Genomic DNA, 18396 nt, shown 5'->3' with positions numbered 1-18396 from the left:
GCCGGCCCAATTCACTTTTGCGCAGGAATCACGAATCAGCCCTTGAAATCTGCGCTCGCATAATCCGCCAACTTGCCCTGGATAAAGTCCAGGAAGCATTGAATCCGCAGGGCCAGTTGCGAGTTGCGGTAGTACACCGCGTTGATCGGCTGGCGATATCCGCTGTTGAACTCGGCCAGCAACACTTTTAAGCGTCCGGCACGAATGTCCTCGATGGTCATGAAATGCGACAGGCTTGCAATGCCTTGGCCGTCCAGTGCGAGATGGCGGATGGTCTCGCCGCTGGAGGCGCTGATCGATGCCTGGATCGGCCAGCGATCGCCATGCACGTAACGCAGTGGCCATTGGTTGAGGCCTTCGTTCTGGGTGAACCCCAGCAGCGTATGGTGGGCCAGGTCAGCCACCGCTTGCGGTGTGCCGTGCTTTTCCAGGTAGGCCGGGCTGGCGACGATGTGCAGCGGGCTGCAACCCAGGGAACGGGCATGCAGCGTCGAGTCGGTCAGGGTGCCGATGCGGATGGCGATATCGGTGCTCTGTTCCAGCAGGTCGATGATCAAGTCGTTGCTGTTGAGTTCGAGCTGGATGTCGGGGTAGAGCCTGCGGAATTCATCGATGTAGGGCACGATGGCGTGCAGCATGAAAGGCGATGCCGCGTTGATCCGCAGCCGCCCGGACGGTGTTTGCTGGCGTGAGGACAAGCGCTCTTCGAGCTCGTCCATCTGATCGAGAATGCGCTTGGCGTGTTCGAAGAAGTACTTGCCCTCTTCGGTCAGGTCCATGCGCCGCGTGGTGCGATTGATCAACGTGGTGTCGAGCTTGGCCTCCAGCCGCGACAGCGTACGACTGACCGCCGAAGGCGTTTGCCCGACCTGCTCGGCCGCCGCGGAAATCGACCCGCATTCAATCACGCAGACGAAAACCTGCAATTCATCGGATCTGGCTTTCACGTGTGTCCTCGTTTGCGAATCGGCGCTGCGATCTTCCTGGCCGTTGCATCGGATAGTAGCCGAGCGTCATGCCTTGAGGCCAAACACCTCAGCCAAATGCTGCTCATAGCGCGCCACATCACCTTCAATGTTCGGCCGCTTCATCACGTCCACGCACAGGAACGTCGGCAAACCGGTCATGCCCAGGAACTCGTTGGCCTTGTGGAACGGGAAGTACACCGCGTCCACGCCTTTGGCCTCGAAGAAGTCGGTCGGGTCGTCGAAGGCTTGCTGTGGGGCGTTCCAGGTCAGCGACAGCATGTACTGCTTGCCGTGAATCAGACCGCCGCTGCCGTACTTCTGCGACGCGTCCGAACGGGTGCGACCGTCGCTGGCATAGAGGCTGCCATGGCCTTCGGTGAAGACTTCATCGATGTACTTTTTCACGGTCCACGGCGCGCCCATCCACCAGCCGGGCATCTGGTAGATGATCACGTCAGCCCAGAGGTACTTGGCCACTTCTTCAGCGATGTCGTAGCCCTCGTCGATGAACGTGGTTTTCACATCCATGCCGCCGCGATCCAGCACGCTCAACGCGGCTTCATGCAAGGTGGCGTTGTAGCGGCCGTCGGAGTGTGCAAATTTTTTGCCGCCATTGAGCAATAGGACTTTTTTCATGGGAGGTCTCGGGAATCGGATGGCGGCAGAGTATCGATCGACCTCGCGCGGAGTAAGCGTCGATTTGGCAAAATTCATTTGACCTACAAGCACGAATCGATAGGCGATTGTTGCCTTAGACTGGCGCCAGTTCTGACTTGAGGAGAGATGTAGATGAGTGAAATCCAGGGATTCATCCTGCACGCCAAGACCCGCCCGGAAAAATCCGACGCCTTCGAAACGTTTTTCAGCGGCTACGTGCAAGCGAGCCGGGCCGAACCCGGTTGCATCGAATACCACATGTTGCGCGACAAACAGGACCCGACCCTGTTCATTTTCTACGAGATCTGGCAATCCCAGGCCCACCTCGACGTGCACTCGAACCTGCCGCACATGAAGCAGTTCCTCGAACAGCGCGATGAATACCTGGAACGGGACTTCGAGATCCGCGCCATCGACATGATCAGCCCGTCGTCCGCTAGCCGCTGATCAGCAAGTGGCCGCCGAGCACACCCAGGCCAACGAAGAACACGCGCTTGAACCACTGGGCGCTGATCCGCTGGCGCAGCGATTGCCCCAACCACATGCCGAGCATCGCCGGGATCAGCGCCAGCAGCGATGCGCTCAACTCGCCCCCGCCAAGCGCGCCGCGCCATAGCAAGCCACCGGCCAGGGCCAGGGTCGAGACGGTGAACGACAGGCCCAGCGCCTGCACCAGTTCGTCCTTGCTCAAACCCAGCGCTTGCAGATAAGGCACCGCCGGAATCACGAACACGCCGGTGGCCGAAGTGATGACGCCGGTCAGCACGCCGCACAGCGGACCGAGCCAGCGTTCGCTGCGCCGCCCCACGCGCACAGTCGGCAGGAACAAACCGCTCAGCGCATACAGCAACAACGCCGCCCCCAACCCCCGCACCACCCAATGACCACCGCTCATGCCTATCCACAGCGTGCCCGCCCCGGTGCCGATGAAAATCGCCAGCAACATCGGCCACAGCCGTTTGACCAGCCCCGACAGATGCCCGCCGAATGCCAGTTGCCAGACGTTGGTCAGGGTCGCCGGAATGATCAGCAGCGCCGCAGCCTGTGTCGGCGCCATAGCCAGACCGAGCAGGCCCATGGCGACGGTCGGCAAGCCGAGGCCGATCACGCCCTTGATCATGCCGGCCAGCACAAAGGTGCCAATGACCAGCATTGAAAGGGCTAATCCGAGGTTCTGATAAAACGCCGAGAGTGTATTCATGGGGCCATGGTGAGCCCGCGGGGGTTGATTGAAAATCTGCCATATACTGAGGCTGCCTCTTGCCTTGACAGAGGCTGAGTATTTCGCTGAAACGACTGGCCTCTTCGCGAGCAGGCTCGCTCCCACAGTGGTTATGTGTTGTTCACAAATCCCCTGTGGGAGCGAGCTTGCTCGCGATGGCGGCCTCCCAGACAACACACATCCAGAGGTTGCTGCAATGCACTTCGACCTGACCGACCTGCGCCTGTACCTGAACATCCTCGATACCGGCAACATCACCGCCGGCGCCGCGCGCAGTCATTTGTCCCTCGCGGCGGCCAGTGCGCGCATCCGTGCCATGGAGGCGTCGCTGGGCGTCGAGTTTCTTCAGCGCAATCGTCGTGGGGTCAGCCCGACGCCGGCCGGCAATGCCCTGGCCCGACACGCCCGGGTCCTGCTGCAACAGGCCGAACGCCTGCAACAGGAACTGGCCGAATACGCCCAGGGCGTCAAAGGCCAGGTACGGCTGCTGTGCAACACCACGGCGATCACCGAGTACCTGCCAGAGCTGCTCGCGGATTTCCTGCACAGCCATCCCAACCTCGACATCGACCTGCAGGAACTGCCCAGCACCCGCATCACCCACGCCTTGCGCCAGGGGGCGGCGGACCTCGGCATCGTGTCCGACGCGGCGGACACCGATGACTTGCAGACCCAAGCGTTCCGCGATGATCCGCTGGTGCTGATCATGCCCCGGGAACATCCCTTGGCACAGGCGACCTCAGTGAGCTTCACCGACACGCTGCATCACGACTACGTCAGCCTGAATGCCAACAGCGCCTTGGCGGTGTACCTGGAAGAGCAGGCACTGCACGCCGGCCTGCGCATGCAGATTCGCATCCGCGCCGATGGCTTCGATGGCGTGATGCGCATGGTCGCCCGCGGGGCGGGGCTGGCAATCGTACCGCTGGCCGCGGTCGAACGCAGGTCAGGTGGACTGTCCTTCAAAAGCCTCGCCCTGCAAGAACCCTGGGGCCAACGCAAACTGTTGCTCTGTGCCCGGGACTTCGCTGCATTACCTGGCTATGCCAAGGCTCTGCTGCACGCCTTGACTCTCCCCTGAGGGGCAGACTTTATCCTTGAGGTTTGATCTTCAAGGACAGCGATGATGGGTAAACGAATACTGGTGATCCTCGGGCATCCGTCCAGCAATAGCTTCTGCGCCGCCCTTGCCGAGCGTTACACACAGTCGGCAATGCACGCCGGGCATGAGGTGCGGCAGTTATTTCTGGGCAGCATGGACTTTGACCCGGTGCTGCGTGAAGGCTATCAACAGGTCCAGCCGCTGGAAGCCGACTTGCGTAACGCCCAGGCCGATATCCTCTGGGCCGAACAGCTGACGCTGGTTTATCCGATCTGGTGGGGTGGCGTACCGGCCTTGCTCAAGGGCTTTTTCGACCGAGTGTTCTTGCCGGGTTTTGCCTTCAAATATCGCCAGGGCAAAGCCTTCCCCGACAAACTCCTGCGCGGCCGAACCGCCCACCTGCTGGTGACCATGGACACACCGCCCTGGTACTACCGATGGATCTACCGTATGCCCGGCTTGCATCAGGTCCGCAAAACCACACTGGAATTCTGTGGCATCAAGCCAACCCGAACCCTCACCTTCGGGCCAATTCTGGGCGCCAGCGCAGACCGGCATGCGGCCTGGTTACGCCAAGCCGAAGCTATCGCCAGCGCTTGAGTCGGTCGATAATGCGCCGAGCTTTATCCTCGGAGAAAAGGACCTTCCCATGTACATCGGCCAAGCCGCGCAGCGTTCCGGCACCACTGTCAAAAGCATCCGTCACTACGAGTCGATTGGCCTGCTGCCTGCCGCTCGCCGTCAGGGCAAGTACCGCATCTATGACCAGCACAGCGTCGACCTGCTGATGTTCATCAAATGTGCCCAGCAGTTGGGTTTCAGACTCAAGGAATTGCAGCCGATCTTCGCCGGACATCAGGGCCCGCAGCTGCCATGGGAACGGGCACACCAGGTTCTCGCCAGCAAAAAACAGGAAATCGCCGAGCGCATAGCGGCGCTGTCGCAACAGCACTCGCAATTGGTCGAGTTCGAGAACAGCCTCGAACAATCCAGGCTCGACTGTCCGCTGAACCGTAATTGAGGAACGTGCGTTTCTGGACAGCTCAGTGTCGACCACAGACAACTGATGGCTGGATAGGCGCTATAGGGTGCGACTTCAGTTCTTGAGCCCACTGCCCGGAGTCATCATGACCGCACCGATTACCGTTCTTCGCGACACCCACCCGCTGCCCGTGCTCGACGCCTGCAAATGGGAAAAACTAGAAGGCGACCCGCATACCGTCAACCTCAATGCCTACACCAGTGAAGACGGCAGCAAGATCATGGGCACCTGGATCTGCACGCCGGGCAAGTGGTACGTGGAATACGTGAAGTGGGAGTACTGCCATTTCCAGGAAGGCTACTGCGTCATCACCCCGGAAGGCATGGCACCGATCCACCTGCGCGCCGGCGACATTTTCGTCGTTGAGCCGGGGATGAAAGGCACCTGGGAAGTGGTGGAAACCGTGCGCAAATATTTCGTGTTTGCCTGATACAAAAAAACCGGGGGATCACCCGACGTGATCTCCCGGTAAATAGTTCTTTGCCACACGCAGAACCCTGTGGGAGCGAGCCTGCTCGCGATGGCGATGTATCAGGCGACATTGATGTTGTCTGACCCACCGCTATCGCGAGCAGGCTCGCTCCTACAGTTTTATTGCGGTTTGCGATAGCCGTTGATAATCGCCGAGAAGTCCTGTCCCCCCTCCCCACGCAAACTCATCGCCTGATACAACTGCTGGGCCACCGCGCCGAGTACCACCGGCTGGTGCGCCTGACGCGCCGCCTCGGTCGCCAACCCCAGATCCTTGAGCATCAGTTCGGCACCGAAACCACCGGTGTAACCGCGCGACGCTGGCGCCGTTTCAACGATGCCCGGCCATGGGTTGTACATCTCCGAACTCCAGCAACGCCCGGTGGAGCTGTTGATGATGCCCGCCAGCACCTTGGTGTCGATGCCCAGGGCATCGCCCAGCGCCATGGCTTCGCTGACACCGACCATGGAAATTCCCAGCAGCAGGTTGTTGCAGATTTTAGCGATTTGCCCGGTGCCGACCTCACCACAATGGACGATGTTGCGGCCCATCTGCGCCAGTACCGGTTGCAGGGTGGCGAACAGTTCGGGGGTGGCGCCGACCATGAAGGTCAGCGTCCCGGCGGCTGCACCACCGGTGCCACCAGAGACCGGTGCATCGGCCATGGCCACGCCCTGTTTGGCAGCGGCGTCGGCTACGTCCCGCGCGGTCTGCGGATCGATGGTGCTGCAATCCACGGCCGGCACACCTTTGCCGATACCGGCGAGCACGCCGTCTTCACCCAGCCACACGCTGCGCACATGCACCGCGGCAGGCAGCATGGTGATGACCAGTTCCGCGCCCTCTGCCGCTTCACGGGCCGAGGCGCTGATGCTGCCGCCCAATTGCTCCAGCTCCGCCAGCACGGCTTTGTTCAGGTCCACAAGACGCAGCGCATGGCCGGCCTTGATCAGGTTGCGCGCCATCGGCGCGCCCATGTTGCCCAGACCGATAAAAGCGATTTTCATGTCCGGCTCCTCAACGCAAATTGATGGTGGTGTTCACACCGTCGTTGACGCTGTCGTCATCGAACCAGCGACTGGTGACGGTCTTGGTCTGAGTGTAGAACTGCACCACTTGCTTGCCGTACGGGCCGAGGTCGCCGAGCTTGGAACCGCGCGAACCGGTGAAGCTGAAGAACGGCACCGGCACCGGAATCGGGATGTTGATACCGACCTGGCCGACGTCGATTTCGTTCTGGAATTTACGTGCCGCCGCGCCGCTCTGGGTGAACAGGCCCGTGCCGTTGCCGAACGGGTTGGCGTTGACCAGGGCGATGGCCTCGTCGAGCGTATTGACTTCCAGCACCACCAGCACCGGACCGAAGATTTCCTGGGTGTAGATCTGCATGTCGGTGGTCACGCCGGAGAACAGGGTCGGACCGACAAAGTTGCCCTTCTCGTAACCCGGAACCGAGATCTCGCGACCGTCCAGCTCCAATTTCGCGCCTTCCTTGATGCCGCTTTCGATCAGGTCGAGAATCCGTGCCTTGGCCTTTTTCGAGATCACCGGGCCGACATCGGTGCCCGGCTCGCTGCCGGCATTGACCTTGAGTTTCTGCGCCAGCGCCTTCAGATCTGGCAGCCACTGCTTGGCCGCACCCACCAGCACCACCACCGAGGTGGCCATGCAACGTTGACCGGCAGCGCCGAAACCAGCACCCACCAATGCATTCAGCGCTTGTTCGCGATTGGCATCCGGCAGCACCACGGCGTGGTTCTTCGCGCCCATCATCGATTGCACGCGCTTGCCGTGTTTACCGGCCAGGTCATAGACATGAGTACCGACGGCGGTTGAACCGACGAAGGAGACCGCCTTGATATCCTTGTGAGTGCAGAGCCCGTCCACCACGTCCTTGCCGCCATGCACGACGTTGAGTACGCCGGCCGGAATACCCGCTTCAATCGCCAGCTCCACCAGGAGCATGGTCGACATCGGGTCCTGTTCGGACGGCTTGAGCACGAAGGTGTTGCCGCAGGCGATGGCCATCGGGAACATCCACAGCGGAATCATCGCCGGGAAGTTGAACGGGGTAATGCCGGCGCACACGCCGATTGGCTGGCGCAGGGTGTAGGTATCGACGCCACCGGCGACGTTTTCAGCGAACTCGCCCATTTGCAGGCTGCCGATGGAGCAGGCGTGCTCGACCACTTCCAGCCCACGGAAAATATCGCCTTCGGCGTCGGCAATGGTCTTGCCCTGCTCTGCACTCAGGACCGCGGCGATGCGCTTGGAGTGTTCGCGAATCAGCGCCTGGAGCTTGAGCATGATGCGCATCCGCGCGCCGATGGGCGTCAGCTTCCAGGTCTGGAAGGCGCGATGGGCCGCACTGATGGCCGCGTCGACTTCTTCGGCGGTGGCAAACGGCACTTTGGCCAGCACTTGCTGGGTCGCCGGGTTGATGATGTCGTGCCATTCGGTGGTCTTGGATTCGACCCACTCGCCGTCGATCAACAGTTTGACCTTTTGCACGGTGGTGTCATTGGGCGTGAGCGATACGTTCATGTGGGTCTCCGGAAGTTGTTTTTATCTAGGAGCCAAGACGAAAAGTTCGCCTTGAGATGAGGCGTGTGCCGCGAATTGGTTAACGGACTGTTTTTGGAGTATAGATGTGCAAACTTCTAATATGAACGCACATAAAAACCGGTCCAACATGCAAAAAAACATCACCTCCCTCGGCTCGCTGAACTGGGATGACCTCAAGTTTTTCCTTGAAGTCGCCCGCACCCGCAAGGCCAGCACCGCGGCCAAGCGCCTGGCGGTGGACTACACCACGGTGTCGCGGCGCATCAGTTCCCTGGAAACGGCGTTGGGCACATTGCTGTTCGAGAAATCCCGGACCAACGGCTTTGTCCTGACCGCCGAAGGCCAGCGGTTGATGGGGTATGCCGAGTCGATCGAAAGTACCTTGCACATGGCGTGCGAGCAGGTTTCCGGGTCTGGCGTGGCACTATCGGGTCACGTGCGCATGGGCTGCACCGAAGGCTTCGGCAGCTTTTTCATCACGCCGCAGCTGAGCCACTTCGTCGACACCTACCCGGCGATCTCGGTGGACATCCTGCCGCTGCCGCACTTCATCAGCCTGTCCAAACGCGAGGCCGACATCGTCATCGCCCTGGAGCGTCCGGAGCATGGCCCGTACGTCTGCTGCAAACTGTGCGACTACCGATTGCAGCTGTACGCGACCCAGGATTATCTGGACAACCACCCGCCGATCCGCAAACCAGCCGATTTGGCCAAACATTCGTTTATCAGTTACGTCGACGACCTGGCGTTCAGCTCGGAGCTGTTGTACCTGGCCAACGTATTGCCCGGCGCCAGTGCCAACCTGCGCAGCACCAGCGTGATCGCGCAGTTCGTGGCGGCGCAGCAAGGACGCTCATTGGCGATCCTGCCGTGCTTCCTCGCCACTCAGGACCCGCGCCTGCTGCCGGTGCTGCCGCAGGAAATCAACATCACCCGACAGTTCTGGATGTACTGCCGCGAAGACCTGCGCAAGCTCAAGCGGATCACCCTGTTGTGGGATTACATCCGCGAGGTCACCGAGCAGAATCAGGGTCTGCTGATGGGCGAAAGCCGGGAGATGCTGTTTGCCGATTACTGACCTTTCAGCCTGTCGGCTCGCTGGCTTCCTTTAGCTCCAGCATCAGCCCGCTCAAGCGTTTGACCCGGCGTTTCACCGCCTCTTCAAACACGCCTGCACGCGACTCGATCAAGGTGAACCAGTCCTTGGCCCGGGTAATGCCGGTGTAGATCAACTCCTTGGTGAGCACCGGGTTCAAGGCATCGGGAAGAATCAACGCGGTATGTGCGAACTCCGAGCCCTGGGATTTATGCACGGTCATGGCGTACACGGTTTCGACATCATTCAGGCGACTGGGCAGGACAAATCGCACACCACCCTGGCCATCATTGCGTGGGAACGCCACACGCAGAACCTGCCTTCCAGTCCCGTGGCCTTCCTGTTCCGGGAGCTTGAGGGCAATGCCGATATCGCCGTTCATCAACCCCAGCCCGTAATCGTTGCGGGTCATCAGGACAGGGCGACCTTCGTACCACTGCTGGTCGCTGTCGATCAGGCGCGCCCTGAGCAATGCCTCCGTCACCCGCTGGTTCAAACCCTCCACACCCCACGGTCCCTTGCGCACGGCACATAACAACTGGAACGCGTCGAAGGCCTGCAGCACTTGTCGAGCCCAATCAATCCAGCGCGAATCTTCCAGCGGGCTGTCCAGTGGCGGCCGCTGATTGCGCAGCACGCTCAGGTAATGTCGATAACCCTGCGGGCCCTCACCATGGCCGTCGAGAAGCAAGCGTTCCAGGGCCCGATCCTGCTCCCCCTTGAGAGCCAGGCAATACACATCGTCATGGCTGCGCGCAGACAACAACTTGCGGGCTTCTTCGGGTTGCTGCTGGTTGACCCAGCGAGCCAGTTGGCCAATGCCGCTGCCTTCACCGAATCGCCGGGAATGGCGCAACATCACGACCTGTTGGGCCAATGGATGAGTGCCCTGCGCGTCCTCCTGCAAGCCGCTGGCCTGCAGGTTTTCGCCACTGACGGCTTCCAGCCACTGGCGTGTCTGCGGGCTGTACCAGCCAGCCTCCGCATCGCGACACAGATCCCCCAGTACCGCACCGGCTTCTACCGAAGCCAATTGATCCTTGTCACCCAACAGCACGAGGCGCGCATGGGCCGGCAAGGCGTCGAGCAGGTTGGCCATCATTTCCAGGTCGATCATCGAGGCCTCGTCCACCACCAACACATCCAGCGGCAGGCGATTGCCCGCGTGATGGCGGAAATGACGAGTCCCGGGCCGGCTGCCGAGCAGGCGGTGAACGGTGGTGACGTCGGAGGGGATTTTGTCTCGTATGTCTTGGGCGACCTTCAAGGTCCGGACTTGCTGGCTGATGGATTCCGTCAGACGCGCCGCGGCCTTGCCGGTCGGTGCGGCGAGACGAATGCGCAGGGGCATGCCGGCCTCGACCGCAGGCGCCTGGAGCAACGCCAGCAAGCGCACGACGGTGGTGGTCTTGCCGGTTCCCGGCCCCCCTGTCACGATGCTGAAGGCGCTGCGGGTCGCCAGCGCGCAGGCCAGCTTCTGCCAGTCGATCACCTCACCGGAGCGGGCAGGACCAAACAAACCGGTGAGGCGCTGGAGCAAGTCGCTCGGCGTGGATTCGTGTTGCGTCAGACGCTCGCGCAATGAAAGGTCGATCCGCCGCTCGTACGCCCAATAGCGACGCAGGTACAAGCGTTTGCCCGATAGAACCAAAGGCCGGTCGCGCACGTTGTCACGACTGTCAGCGGCCAGTGCGACCAGATTGCTGGCGGCCAGCACCTTGCACCAATGAGCACCGTCCAGCGATCCCAGCAACTGCGAGGGCAACAGCATCGCGCCGCCCTGCACGTCACCTTCGGGTGGCAGCGACAGGGCGAAGTCCGGTTCTTTCAACGTTTCGAACAGATCCAGGCAGACATGCCCGTGGCCCAACTGGTGGCTGGTCAGCGCGGCTGCCAGCAACACCAGCGGATCATCCTCTGGGGCCAGCTCATGCAGAAACGCCACAAAGGCTTTGTCCAGCGCGCGCAACCAGCCACGCTCGACCCAACGCGTGAGCAACAACAGCAAGTCGTCGGCACGGCTCAGTGGTGCCAGATCGGCCAGGCTTTCGGCTGCCAGCGATGTGGGCAACAAATCGGCGAATGTGCGACTCATAACAGTACTCCCTGTTCCCAGGCGGGCTCGGCCTTGGGCTCTGGCTTGCCCTGGAACAGCCTGTCCAGACGTTCGATCAGTTCTCTTGGCGGGCGGGCGAAAAACACACCCTGGCTGGCCGCGCGCGTACCGCGCAAAAACAGGTACAAGGCACCGCCGACATGCCGGTCGTAGTCGTAATCGGCGAGCCGTGCCTTGAGCTGGCGGTGCAGGGCCAACAGGTACAACACGTATTGCAGGTCATAACGGTTGTCGAGAATCGACTGTTCCATGGCCTGTGCGGTGTAGGCCGCATCATCGACACCGAGCCAGTTGGATTTGTAGTCCGCAACGTAGTAGCGGCCGTCATGCTCGAACGTCAGGTCGATGAAGCCCTTGAACATGCCATTGAGCAACACAGGTTCCGCGGCCACCCGGGCCACGCCGTTATGGGTGTATTGGCACACCAGCGCATCGAGCTTGAGCACATCGACCTTATGGCTGGCGAACCAGAACTCCATCTCGACCTGATACTGCGTCAACTGGCTGAACATCACCGGTGCCTGACCGCCGCCCAGCTGCAACGGCGACTTGAGCAGATGCTGCAGCCAGTCACTCAAGGTGCTGATCCAGCCCTCCCAGCCTCGACGGTTGCAGCGACGGGCAATGGCGTCGATCACCTCTTGTGGTGCCGCAGCAAAACCCTCACCTCCCGCCCATTCGAGCAAACCATGGAGGAAGGTGCCGGGGTTCGGGCCGCGCGGGAAGCGATGGATATCGCCGCCACCGGTCACCACTTCCCTGGGGGCCTGCGGGTCGAGGCGTTCGTCATCGAACAGTTTTTGCGCCTGCGGGCTCTCCGGTGCCTCGTCGGTGCCGACACTCAGGGTATCGCCAATGCGCAGCGCGCTGTAGGAAGCGATCCACCAGTTTTCACTGGCCTTGCGTTTCGGAACCAGCGGAACCAGCAGCGCCGCGTCATTTTGCGGTGGTCGGTAATGCTCTGCAGTCGCTTCAGGCATCTCGGCATACGCCAGCGCCGGGCAGTCCTGTTGCAGGTCCCGCAACCAAAGCTGCAACGCCGGGGACTCGGCCAAAGGCGCACCACCGCCCAGCAGATAACCCAATGCCGACAGATGCAGCACCGAGCCATTGTTGTTGCCGCGCTTGAGGTCGGCCACCCCCAGCCAGCAGGCGTGTTGCGCCCGGGTCAGGGCGACATAGAGCAAGCGCAGATCCTCGGCCAGACGCTCATCGTCAGCCAGGGCAATCAACTCTGTCGTCGGCTTCAACGTAACCTGGGCATTGCCGGATTCATCGTGGTAGTGCAACGGCAGACGGCTGCCATCCACCGGTTTCGCCGAGCAAATGAACGGCAGGAACACCAAGGGGTATTCCAGGCCTTTGGACTTGTGAATGGTCACGACCTTGACCAATTGCTCATCACTTTCCAGACGCAGGATCTGCTCTTCGCCAGCCTGCCCGGACAACGCCAGATGCTCGGACAAATGCCGGATCAGGGCTTGCTCGCCATCGAGTTCGGCGGCGGCTTGTTGCAGCAGTTCGAAAAGGTGCAGAAGGTTGGTCAAGACGCGCTCGCCGTCACTGCGCGCGATCAACGCCTGGGGCAGGCGGAAGTCGTGCAGCAAGCGTCGCAGCATCGGCAGTACGCCCTGTTTGCGCCAGACTTCGCGATAGCCACGGAACTGCATGACCCGGGATTCCCAGGCCAACTCGTCCTGATTCAGCCGCTCCAGTTCAGTCAGCGACAGGTTCAACGTGATGCTGGCCAACGCGGCCCGCAGCGGTCGCTCGACATCCGGCTCGGCGCAGGCCTTGAGCCAGGTCAGCACGTCATGCGCCTCCTGGGCGGCGAATACCGAGTCCTTGTCCGACAGGTAAACACTGCGCACGCCCCGTGCAGCCAGTTCGGCACGAACCGCCTGCGCTTCCTTGCCGTCGCGCACCAGGATGGCGATGTCCGCCGGCAGCAAGCCCCTGAAGGCTTTGCCGTCCTGGGTGAACCCCGCTTGCCCCTGCTGTCCGCCATTGAGCAATGCCGTGATTTCACTGGCGCAGGCAGCCGCCAGTTGTTGCCGGTACACCGCACCGGACAACGGCTGTTCGGCAGGCAAGTGCCAGATGTTCAAGGCTTGGATTGCCTGGTCATTGATGCGCAAGACTTCTTTGCGGCCCTGGGAGGCCACCGGCGTGAACGGAACCGGGTTGTCGCCATTCTTCTGCCGGAAGAGGAAAGCGCCGCGTCCTGACTCCCGGGCTTCGGCGCGCTCGAACACATGGTTCACTGCGTTGACCATGCCGTGGCTCGAGCGGAAGTTGGTGCCCAGGGTGTGCAGGCGGCCGGTGGTGGCTTGGCGGGCGCGCAGGTAGGTATGGATGTCGGCGCCGCGAAAAGCGTAGATCGCCTGTTTCGGGTCGCCGATCAGGAACAGACCGCACTCGGGGCTGTTCTCTTCAATGCGGTAGATGCTCTCGAAGATCCGGTATTGCACCGGGTCGGTGTCCTGGAACTCATCGATCAGGGCGACCGGAAACTGTTCACGAATCAGGGTTGCCAGTCGCTCACCGCCATCGGACTGCAAGGCCGCATCAAGGCGCAGCAGCATGTCGTCGAAACCCATTTCCGCGCGGCGGCGCTTCTCTTCTTCGAATCGTGCCCCGACCCAGCGGGCCGCATGTTGCAGTACGGCGGCGTCAGGTGTCGGCAACCCATCGAGGCAGGCCTTGAGGCCGGCCATCGCATCGAGCCCCGGATGTCGAGGCGCCTCACCTTTCCAGGCTTCGGCCATGCCATCCGGGGTCAGGCGAGTGAAACCGGTGCCGATATCCAGTTGTTCAAGGGATTCGTCTTCGGCCCAGGCTTTGATCTTTTCGAACCAGGGCTCGAAATAGCGAGCCTGCATCTTGCGACCGTCGACACTCTTGCTGGCAACGCCCTGGTGGCAGATGGAAAGCAACTCGTCAGCCCAACGGAGCCAGGGCTGCTTGAGTTCGATCAGGGCCACCCGTCGTTCTTGCAGGCATTGCGAAATCACTTCGGCGGGCTCTTTCCCTTCAAGGGTATCCCGCTCGCTGGCGAACAGCGCACGAATCCGCGGCAGCAGCGCCGCCGGCCCGCCCCAATTGCTGCGCACCCAATTCAAGGCGTCACCTTGCATCGGGTAACAGAACAGTCGCCAGTAATCGCGCAGGACTTCCCCCAGCAAATCGCTGTGGTCAGTTTCCAGGGTCTGGGTAAACAGGCTGCCGCTGTCGAATGCGTGCTCGCGTAACATGCGCTGGCACCAACTGTGGATGGTCGACACCGCCGCCTCGTCCATCCACTGGGCGGCGATATCCAGGCGGTTTGCGCATCCGGGCCATTGCTCGGGCAAGTACTGGTCACGCAACTCGGCAATCAGGCTGTCGGGGGCCGGTGTTTCATCGCGGAAATATCGTGCCGCCTCGGCGAGCCGCGTGCGAATGCGTTCGCGCAGCTCTTTGGTCGCGGCGTCGGTGAAGGTCACGACGAGGATCTGCGGTGGCAACAGCTCGCGTCCGAAACCACTGTCCTCCGCGCCATTGCCAAGCACCAGACGCAGGTACAACGCGGAAATGGTGAACGTCTTGCCGGTGCCGGCGCTGGCTTCGATCAGTTGACTGCCACGCAGCGGGAATGCCAGGGCCAGAGGTGTCTTCGTGCTCATCAGCGCGACTCCTCGCTGGACAGTGAACGCCAGGGTGCTTCAAGAAGCGGGCGATAGAGCGCGTCACACCACTGGGGGAACGTCTCGTCGGCGACCAAGGCATCGTAATCGGCGAATTGGCGCGCGAGTGCCGGGCTTTCGCGACGCTCTCCGTCCGTTGTCTGCCCATCCCCTTCATAGGCCTTGCGCGCAGCGGCCTCGGCTTTGACCGGGTCGGTTTGCCCCAGCCACGCGAAGGCTGTCTTGACCGCGATCGGCAGAGGCTGGCGCATACCCGACTGCCATGCCATCAACAGATCACCGAGAATTTTCCGCGCCGTGGACTCGTCCAGCGGACCGAGCAACAGGCTGTCGTCGCTGGCCACCAGTGCGGTGGTCAGCGGCATGCCACTGGCACAAGCCATCAGATGATTGCCCCACGGGCGTGTCAGTCGATGCCATTTGCGCGACTTGATCGAGCCGATACTGTTGGGGATCGTTGTGATAGACAACAAACCGCCATCAGCACGCTGATGCAGGCCGCTGAGCCAGCCCTCGATGTGCAGGCCCTGCAGTTCAAGACTGACGGGCAACGCGCTGCTGAGGGGTGTTGGCCACAACGCCAGGAGCTGTTGGTGGCGTTGCAGCAAGTCAGGCAATGGCTCGATCAACTCCCGTTGCAGGCACTCACCGAATCCGGCCATGGGCAGCAGACCGCTGTTCTGCAAACGTTTCGCCTGACCCTCCAATGCCTGTCCGGAATTTCCCGGATCTGCCAGCGCCGCTTCGAGCAAACGGTCGCTAAGGCCGTAACGCTGCAATGCATCCAGGACAAAAGGCTCTTCATCGGCCAATGGCACTTCAGCCGCCTCGAAGAAGACTTTCAGTCGCTGGCTGAAAAAGTGCCGTACCGGATTGCGCAGGAAATCCTGCACCTGACCGAGACTCAGTGGTTCGTCCTGAACGTGGGGCCCGAGCACTTCGGCGCTTGCCTGTTGCTCTGCCGCCTGATGAAGCACCTGCCATTCGCTGGCGTAGCTGAACGACTCATCCCCGTCGTGAAAGTAGCGAGCACTGAAGGGTTGCAACGGGTGTTCCCGGGTCATGGCTTCCAGCAGATCCTCGTCGCCTTGCAGCAATCGCCAACCGCTGGCCAAGTGATCACGCAACTGGCCGATCAGTACCGACGCAGGCCGCTCGCTGTTATCGCGGATGCTGCGGCCCACCCAACTGATATAGAGCTGGTCCCTTGCCGACAACAGGGCTTCCAGTAGCAGGTAGCGGTCATCTTCGCGCCGGGAGCGGTCACCCGGACGGTAATCGCTGCCCATCAGATCGAAATCCAGCGGCGGTTGCGCGCGCGGATAATCGCCGTCATTCATGCCCAGCAGGCACACCAGTTTGAACGGGATGGCACGCATGGGCATCAAGGTGCAGAAGTTGACCGCACCGGCCAGAAAACGTTGGGACAAACGGCACTGATCCAGACCTGCAAGCCAGGCTTCACGGACGACGGTCAGCGGCAACTCGTCCTGCAACCCGACGGATTCGCAGGTCTCGAGCCAGGTCTCACGCAGCTCTTCGAGTTGGGCCAGCAAGTAGTCATCGTGTTCGTTACCGGCAAGGAAGAACAACTGCACCAACGCCTGCAAGCGCAAGCCCCATTGCCCCGGCGAGGCCGGCTGGGAGAGTTCGTGGTGAGCCACTTCCAGCGCGTCCAGCAACGCAACCAGTGGACCGATGAGCGCAGCGTCCAGACCACCGATCTCGTCGTAGGGTTCGATACCCGCATAAGCATCGGCGCCGCCAACGGCATAACCGAGCAGCATCCGTCGCAAGCCGAAACGCCAGCTGTTTTGCTCCAGCTCATTGGGTAGCCCGAGCCCGGCACGTTGTTCGGCATTCATGCCCCAGCGAATGCCGGCACCTTCGATCCAGCGGTGCAGCGTCGGCAGGTCACGCTCCTCGACAGCAAAACGGGCGCGCAGCGCCGGGACGTCCAGCAGGTCGAGAATTTCACTGACGGGGAATCGGCTGTCAGGCAGCTTGAGCAGGTGCTCCACAGCAATCAGCAATGGATCGCGACCACGCTGGCCCTGGTCTGCCAGGGTAAACGGAATGAAGCGCGGGTCCTGGCGGTCAAGCTGACCAAACACGGCACGAATATGCGGGGCGTAGCTGTCGATGTCCGGGACCATCACGATGATGTCCCGGGGCCGCAGTGTCGGGGCGGCGCTGAAGCGCGCGAGCAGTTGATCGTGGAGGATCTCGACTTCTCGCTGGGCGCTGTGGGCGATGTGAAAACGGATCGATTCGTCCTGCTCAAGATCGATAGCGGGCCAACGCTCCCGAGTCTCGTTGAGGGGACGCAACTCGAGGATGTCGTCCTGCAACTGGTTGAGCACATTCAGCGGCTGACCGTCACTGAACAGGTCGATGCGCCCGTCGCGGAATGCCGAACGATAGCTGTTGGGATCGTCATAACTGTCGAGCAGGTTGATGTAGTCCCGCCCCTGCTTGCCCCATGCAGCCAGCAGCGGGTGAGCATGCTGGTGGAGGGTTTGCGGATCGATCACTACCGGCATGCCGCTCTTGCGGGCCTGACGCTTGTATTGATGCCGCAACAGGTCTTTATCGGCGACGATGTCCGCCCAATGGTGACGACACGGGTTATGGACGCACAGCAGGACCTGGCTGAATCGTGCCAGTCCCGCCAGTGCTTCCAGGGCTTGAGCAGGCAGGGAAGAAATCCCGAAAACGATCACTCGCGAGGGCAATCCCTTGGGGGCTGTTTCGAGATTGTTGATACGTTCGACAAATCGCTGATGGACACCGGCACGGCTTTGCGCCATGCCTTCTACTCCCACATCCAGCAAGAGTGCACGCCATAACTCTGCCTGCCAGCAATTGGCCGGGGTCAGGGGTTTGGCTTCGCCCCTGGCGTTTCTTGTTTGATGGCGACCTTGCGCCCAGTCTTCGAGCCAGTCGGCTCGGTACACCTGGTATTGGTCGAACAGATCCGCCAGACGCTCAGCCAGTTGATAGCGTTTGCGCAGGTCGGTGTCATGGGTCAGGAATCGCTGCAGCGGCTCGAAGTGCGGTTGGTTGATCAACTGCGGCAGCAGGCGCATCAGGCGCCAGGTCAGCGGGGCTTTATCAAGCAGGGACTTGACCGGAATTTCGTCGCGGCCAAGGACCATGCGATAGAGCTGCCACATGAAGCTGCCGGGCAACTGCACGTCGATGGCGGCAGCGATGCCGCAGCCGCCCATGTCGTCTTCTTCAGAATCTTCCGCCAGTGCCAGCTTCAGCCATTGGGCAATGCCATTGCTTTGCACCAACGCGATTTCATTCTCCAGGGGAGCCAGCGGGTAGCGTCGCATCCAGCTGACCACCAGGCTGCGCAACTCGTCCAGGCGGTTGCCGTGAACCACCATGAATCCAGCGCTGAGAGGTGTTGCGTCCGGCATAGTGGCGTCCCTGGAAATGCAAAATCGAAGGACGACTTTAAC

Annotated in this window: 14 protein-coding genes; 6 read left to right on the top strand and 8 right to left on the bottom strand. The window is 61.4% G+C overall.

The window, feature by feature from the left end:
- Positions 1–35: 35 nt before the first annotated feature.
- Both WHX55_RS03360 and WHX55_RS03355 read right to left on the bottom strand, forming a co-directional pair.
- Positions 36–947 carry a LysR family transcriptional regulator gene (locus WHX55_RS03360; protein ID WP_150754292.1) on the bottom strand — a complete coding sequence of 304 codons (912 nt, stop codon included), beginning with the start codon at positions 945–947 and terminating at the stop codon, positions 36–38.
- A 66-nt stretch (positions 948–1013) separates the two neighbouring features.
- Positions 1014–1604 (bottom strand): NAD(P)H-dependent oxidoreductase, encoded by a 591-nt coding sequence (locus tag WHX55_RS03355; protein WP_353742055.1) that lies wholly within the window; start codon positions 1602–1604, stop codon positions 1014–1016.
- A 153-nt stretch (positions 1605–1757) separates the two neighbouring features.
- On the opposite strand from WHX55_RS03355, the gene WHX55_RS03350 reads away from it, so the two are divergent.
- A complete protein-coding gene (locus tag WHX55_RS03350; RefSeq protein ID WP_150754290.1) occupies positions 1758–2072 on the top strand; it encodes a putative quinol monooxygenase in 315 nt (104 codons plus the stop codon).
- On the opposite strand, the gene WHX55_RS03345 is transcribed toward WHX55_RS03350, so the two are convergent.
- Entirely contained in the window at positions 2062–2826 is a 765-nt protein-coding gene (locus WHX55_RS03345; protein ID WP_150754289.1) for a sulfite exporter TauE/SafE family protein, read from the bottom strand. The genes WHX55_RS03350 and WHX55_RS03345 overlap by 11 nt on opposite strands.
- A 217-nt stretch (positions 2827–3043) precedes the next feature.
- Here WHX55_RS03345 and WHX55_RS03340 point away from each other — a divergent pair, with 217 nt between their 5' ends.
- The 4 genes from WHX55_RS03340 (at position 3044) to WHX55_RS03325 (ending at position 5421) form a co-directional block, all read left to right on the top strand.
- Complete coding sequence (locus WHX55_RS03340; RefSeq protein WP_353742054.1) at positions 3044–3928, top strand: LysR family transcriptional regulator; 885 nt, start codon at positions 3044–3046, stop codon at positions 3926–3928.
- 42 nt (positions 3929–3970) lie between these two features.
- Entirely contained in the window at positions 3971–4549 is a 579-nt protein-coding gene (locus WHX55_RS03335) for an NAD(P)H-dependent oxidoreductase (RefSeq protein ID WP_353742053.1), read from the top strand.
- 49 nt (positions 4550–4598) lie between these two features.
- Positions 4599–4970, top strand: a complete 372-nt coding sequence (locus tag WHX55_RS03330) for a MerR family transcriptional regulator (RefSeq protein ID WP_353742052.1) — start codon at positions 4599–4601, stop codon at positions 4968–4970.
- 106 nt (positions 4971–5076) lie between these two features.
- Positions 5077–5421 (top strand): cupin domain-containing protein, encoded by a 345-nt coding sequence (locus tag WHX55_RS03325; protein ID WP_028624747.1) that lies wholly within the window; start codon positions 5077–5079, stop codon positions 5419–5421.
- 161 nt (positions 5422–5582) lie between these two features.
- Here the strand turns inward: WHX55_RS03325 and mmsB are convergent, their stop codons facing one another.
- Both mmsB and WHX55_RS03315 read right to left on the bottom strand, forming a co-directional pair.
- Positions 5583–6470 carry a 3-hydroxyisobutyrate dehydrogenase gene (gene mmsB, locus WHX55_RS03320; protein WP_353742051.1) on the bottom strand — a complete coding sequence of 296 codons (888 nt, stop codon included), beginning with the start codon at positions 6468–6470 and terminating at the stop codon, positions 5583–5585.
- A gap of 10 nt (positions 6471–6480) precedes the next feature.
- Complete coding sequence (locus tag WHX55_RS03315; RefSeq protein WP_150754285.1) at positions 6481–8007, bottom strand: CoA-acylating methylmalonate-semialdehyde dehydrogenase; 1527 nt, start codon at positions 8005–8007, stop codon at positions 6481–6483.
- Between the two features lie 148 nt (positions 8008–8155).
- Here WHX55_RS03315 and WHX55_RS03310 point away from each other — a divergent pair, with 148 nt between their 5' ends.
- Positions 8156–9106 (top strand): LysR family transcriptional regulator, encoded by a 951-nt coding sequence (locus tag WHX55_RS03310; protein WP_150754284.1) that lies wholly within the window; start codon positions 8156–8158, stop codon positions 9104–9106.
- Between the two features lie 4 nt (positions 9107–9110).
- Here WHX55_RS03310 and recD read toward each other — a convergent pair whose 3' ends face one another.
- Genes recD through recC form a run of 3 tightly spaced genes read right to left on the bottom strand, consistent with a single transcriptional unit; the run spans position 9111 to position 18354 of the window.
- The gene (gene recD / locus WHX55_RS03305; protein WP_353742050.1) at positions 9111–11219 is read right to left on the bottom strand and encodes an exodeoxyribonuclease V subunit alpha; all 2109 of its coding nucleotides are present in this window, start codon (positions 11217–11219) and stop codon (positions 9111–9113) included.
- On the bottom strand, positions 11216–14905 hold the full coding sequence (gene recB / locus WHX55_RS03300; protein WP_353742049.1) for an exodeoxyribonuclease V subunit beta: 3690 nt from the start codon (positions 14903–14905) through the stop codon (positions 11216–11218). Before recB ends, recD begins: the two co-directional genes overlap by 4 nt.
- The gene (gene recC / locus WHX55_RS03295) at positions 14905–18354 is read right to left on the bottom strand and encodes an exodeoxyribonuclease V subunit gamma (protein WP_353742048.1); all 3450 of its coding nucleotides are present in this window, start codon (positions 18352–18354) and stop codon (positions 14905–14907) included. Before recC ends, recB begins: the two co-directional genes overlap by 1 nt.
- Between the last annotated feature and the right edge of the window lie 42 nt (positions 18355–18396).

The organism is Pseudomonas fluorescens, assembly GCF_040448305.1.
Classification (GTDB): Bacteria; Pseudomonadota; Gammaproteobacteria; order Pseudomonadales; family Pseudomonadaceae; genus Aquipseudomonas; species Aquipseudomonas fluorescens_BH.
Note: the sequence above shows the minus strand (reverse complement) of the source record. Positions and strands in the feature narration are given on the sequence as shown.

Excerpts from the sequence above, each read along its gene's own strand:
- WHX55_RS03355 (WP_353742055.1), bottom strand. The coding sequence starts at position 1,604 with ATGAAAAAAGTCCTATTGCTCAATGGCGGCAAAAAATTTGCACACTCC.
- WHX55_RS03350 (WP_150754290.1), top strand. The coding sequence starts at position 1,758 with ATGAGTGAAATCCAGGGATTCATCCTGCACGCCAAGACCCGCCCGGAA.
- WHX55_RS03345 (WP_150754289.1), bottom strand. The coding sequence starts at position 2,826 with ATGAATACACTCTCGGCGTTTTATCAGAACCTCGGATTAGCCCTTTCA.
- WHX55_RS03340 (WP_353742054.1), top strand. The coding sequence starts at position 3,044 with ATGCACTTCGACCTGACCGACCTGCGCCTGTACCTGAACATCCTCGAT.
- WHX55_RS03335 (WP_353742053.1), top strand. The coding sequence starts at position 3,971 with ATGATGGGTAAACGAATACTGGTGATCCTCGGGCATCCGTCCAGCAAT.
- WHX55_RS03330 (WP_353742052.1), top strand. The coding sequence starts at position 4,599 with ATGTACATCGGCCAAGCCGCGCAGCGTTCCGGCACCACTGTCAAAAGC.
- WHX55_RS03325 (WP_028624747.1), top strand. The coding sequence starts at position 5,077 with ATGACCGCACCGATTACCGTTCTTCGCGACACCCACCCGCTGCCCGTG.
- mmsB (WP_353742051.1), bottom strand. The coding sequence starts at position 6,470 with ATGAAAATCGCTTTTATCGGTCTGGGCAACATGGGCGCGCCGATGGCG.
- WHX55_RS03315 (WP_150754285.1), bottom strand. The coding sequence starts at position 8,007 with ATGAACGTATCGCTCACGCCCAATGACACCACCGTGCAAAAGGTCAAA.
- WHX55_RS03310 (WP_150754284.1), top strand. The coding sequence starts at position 8,156 with ATGCAAAAAAACATCACCTCCCTCGGCTCGCTGAACTGGGATGACCTC.
- recD (WP_353742050.1), bottom strand. The coding sequence starts at position 11,219 with ATGAGTCGCACATTCGCCGATTTGTTGCCCACATCGCTGGCAGCCGAA.
- recB (WP_353742049.1), bottom strand. The coding sequence starts at position 14,905 with ATGAGCACGAAGACACCTCTGGCCCTGGCATTCCCGCTGCGTGGCAGT.
- recC (WP_353742048.1), bottom strand. The coding sequence starts at position 18,354 with ATGCCGGACGCAACACCTCTCAGCGCTGGATTCATGGTGGTTCACGGC.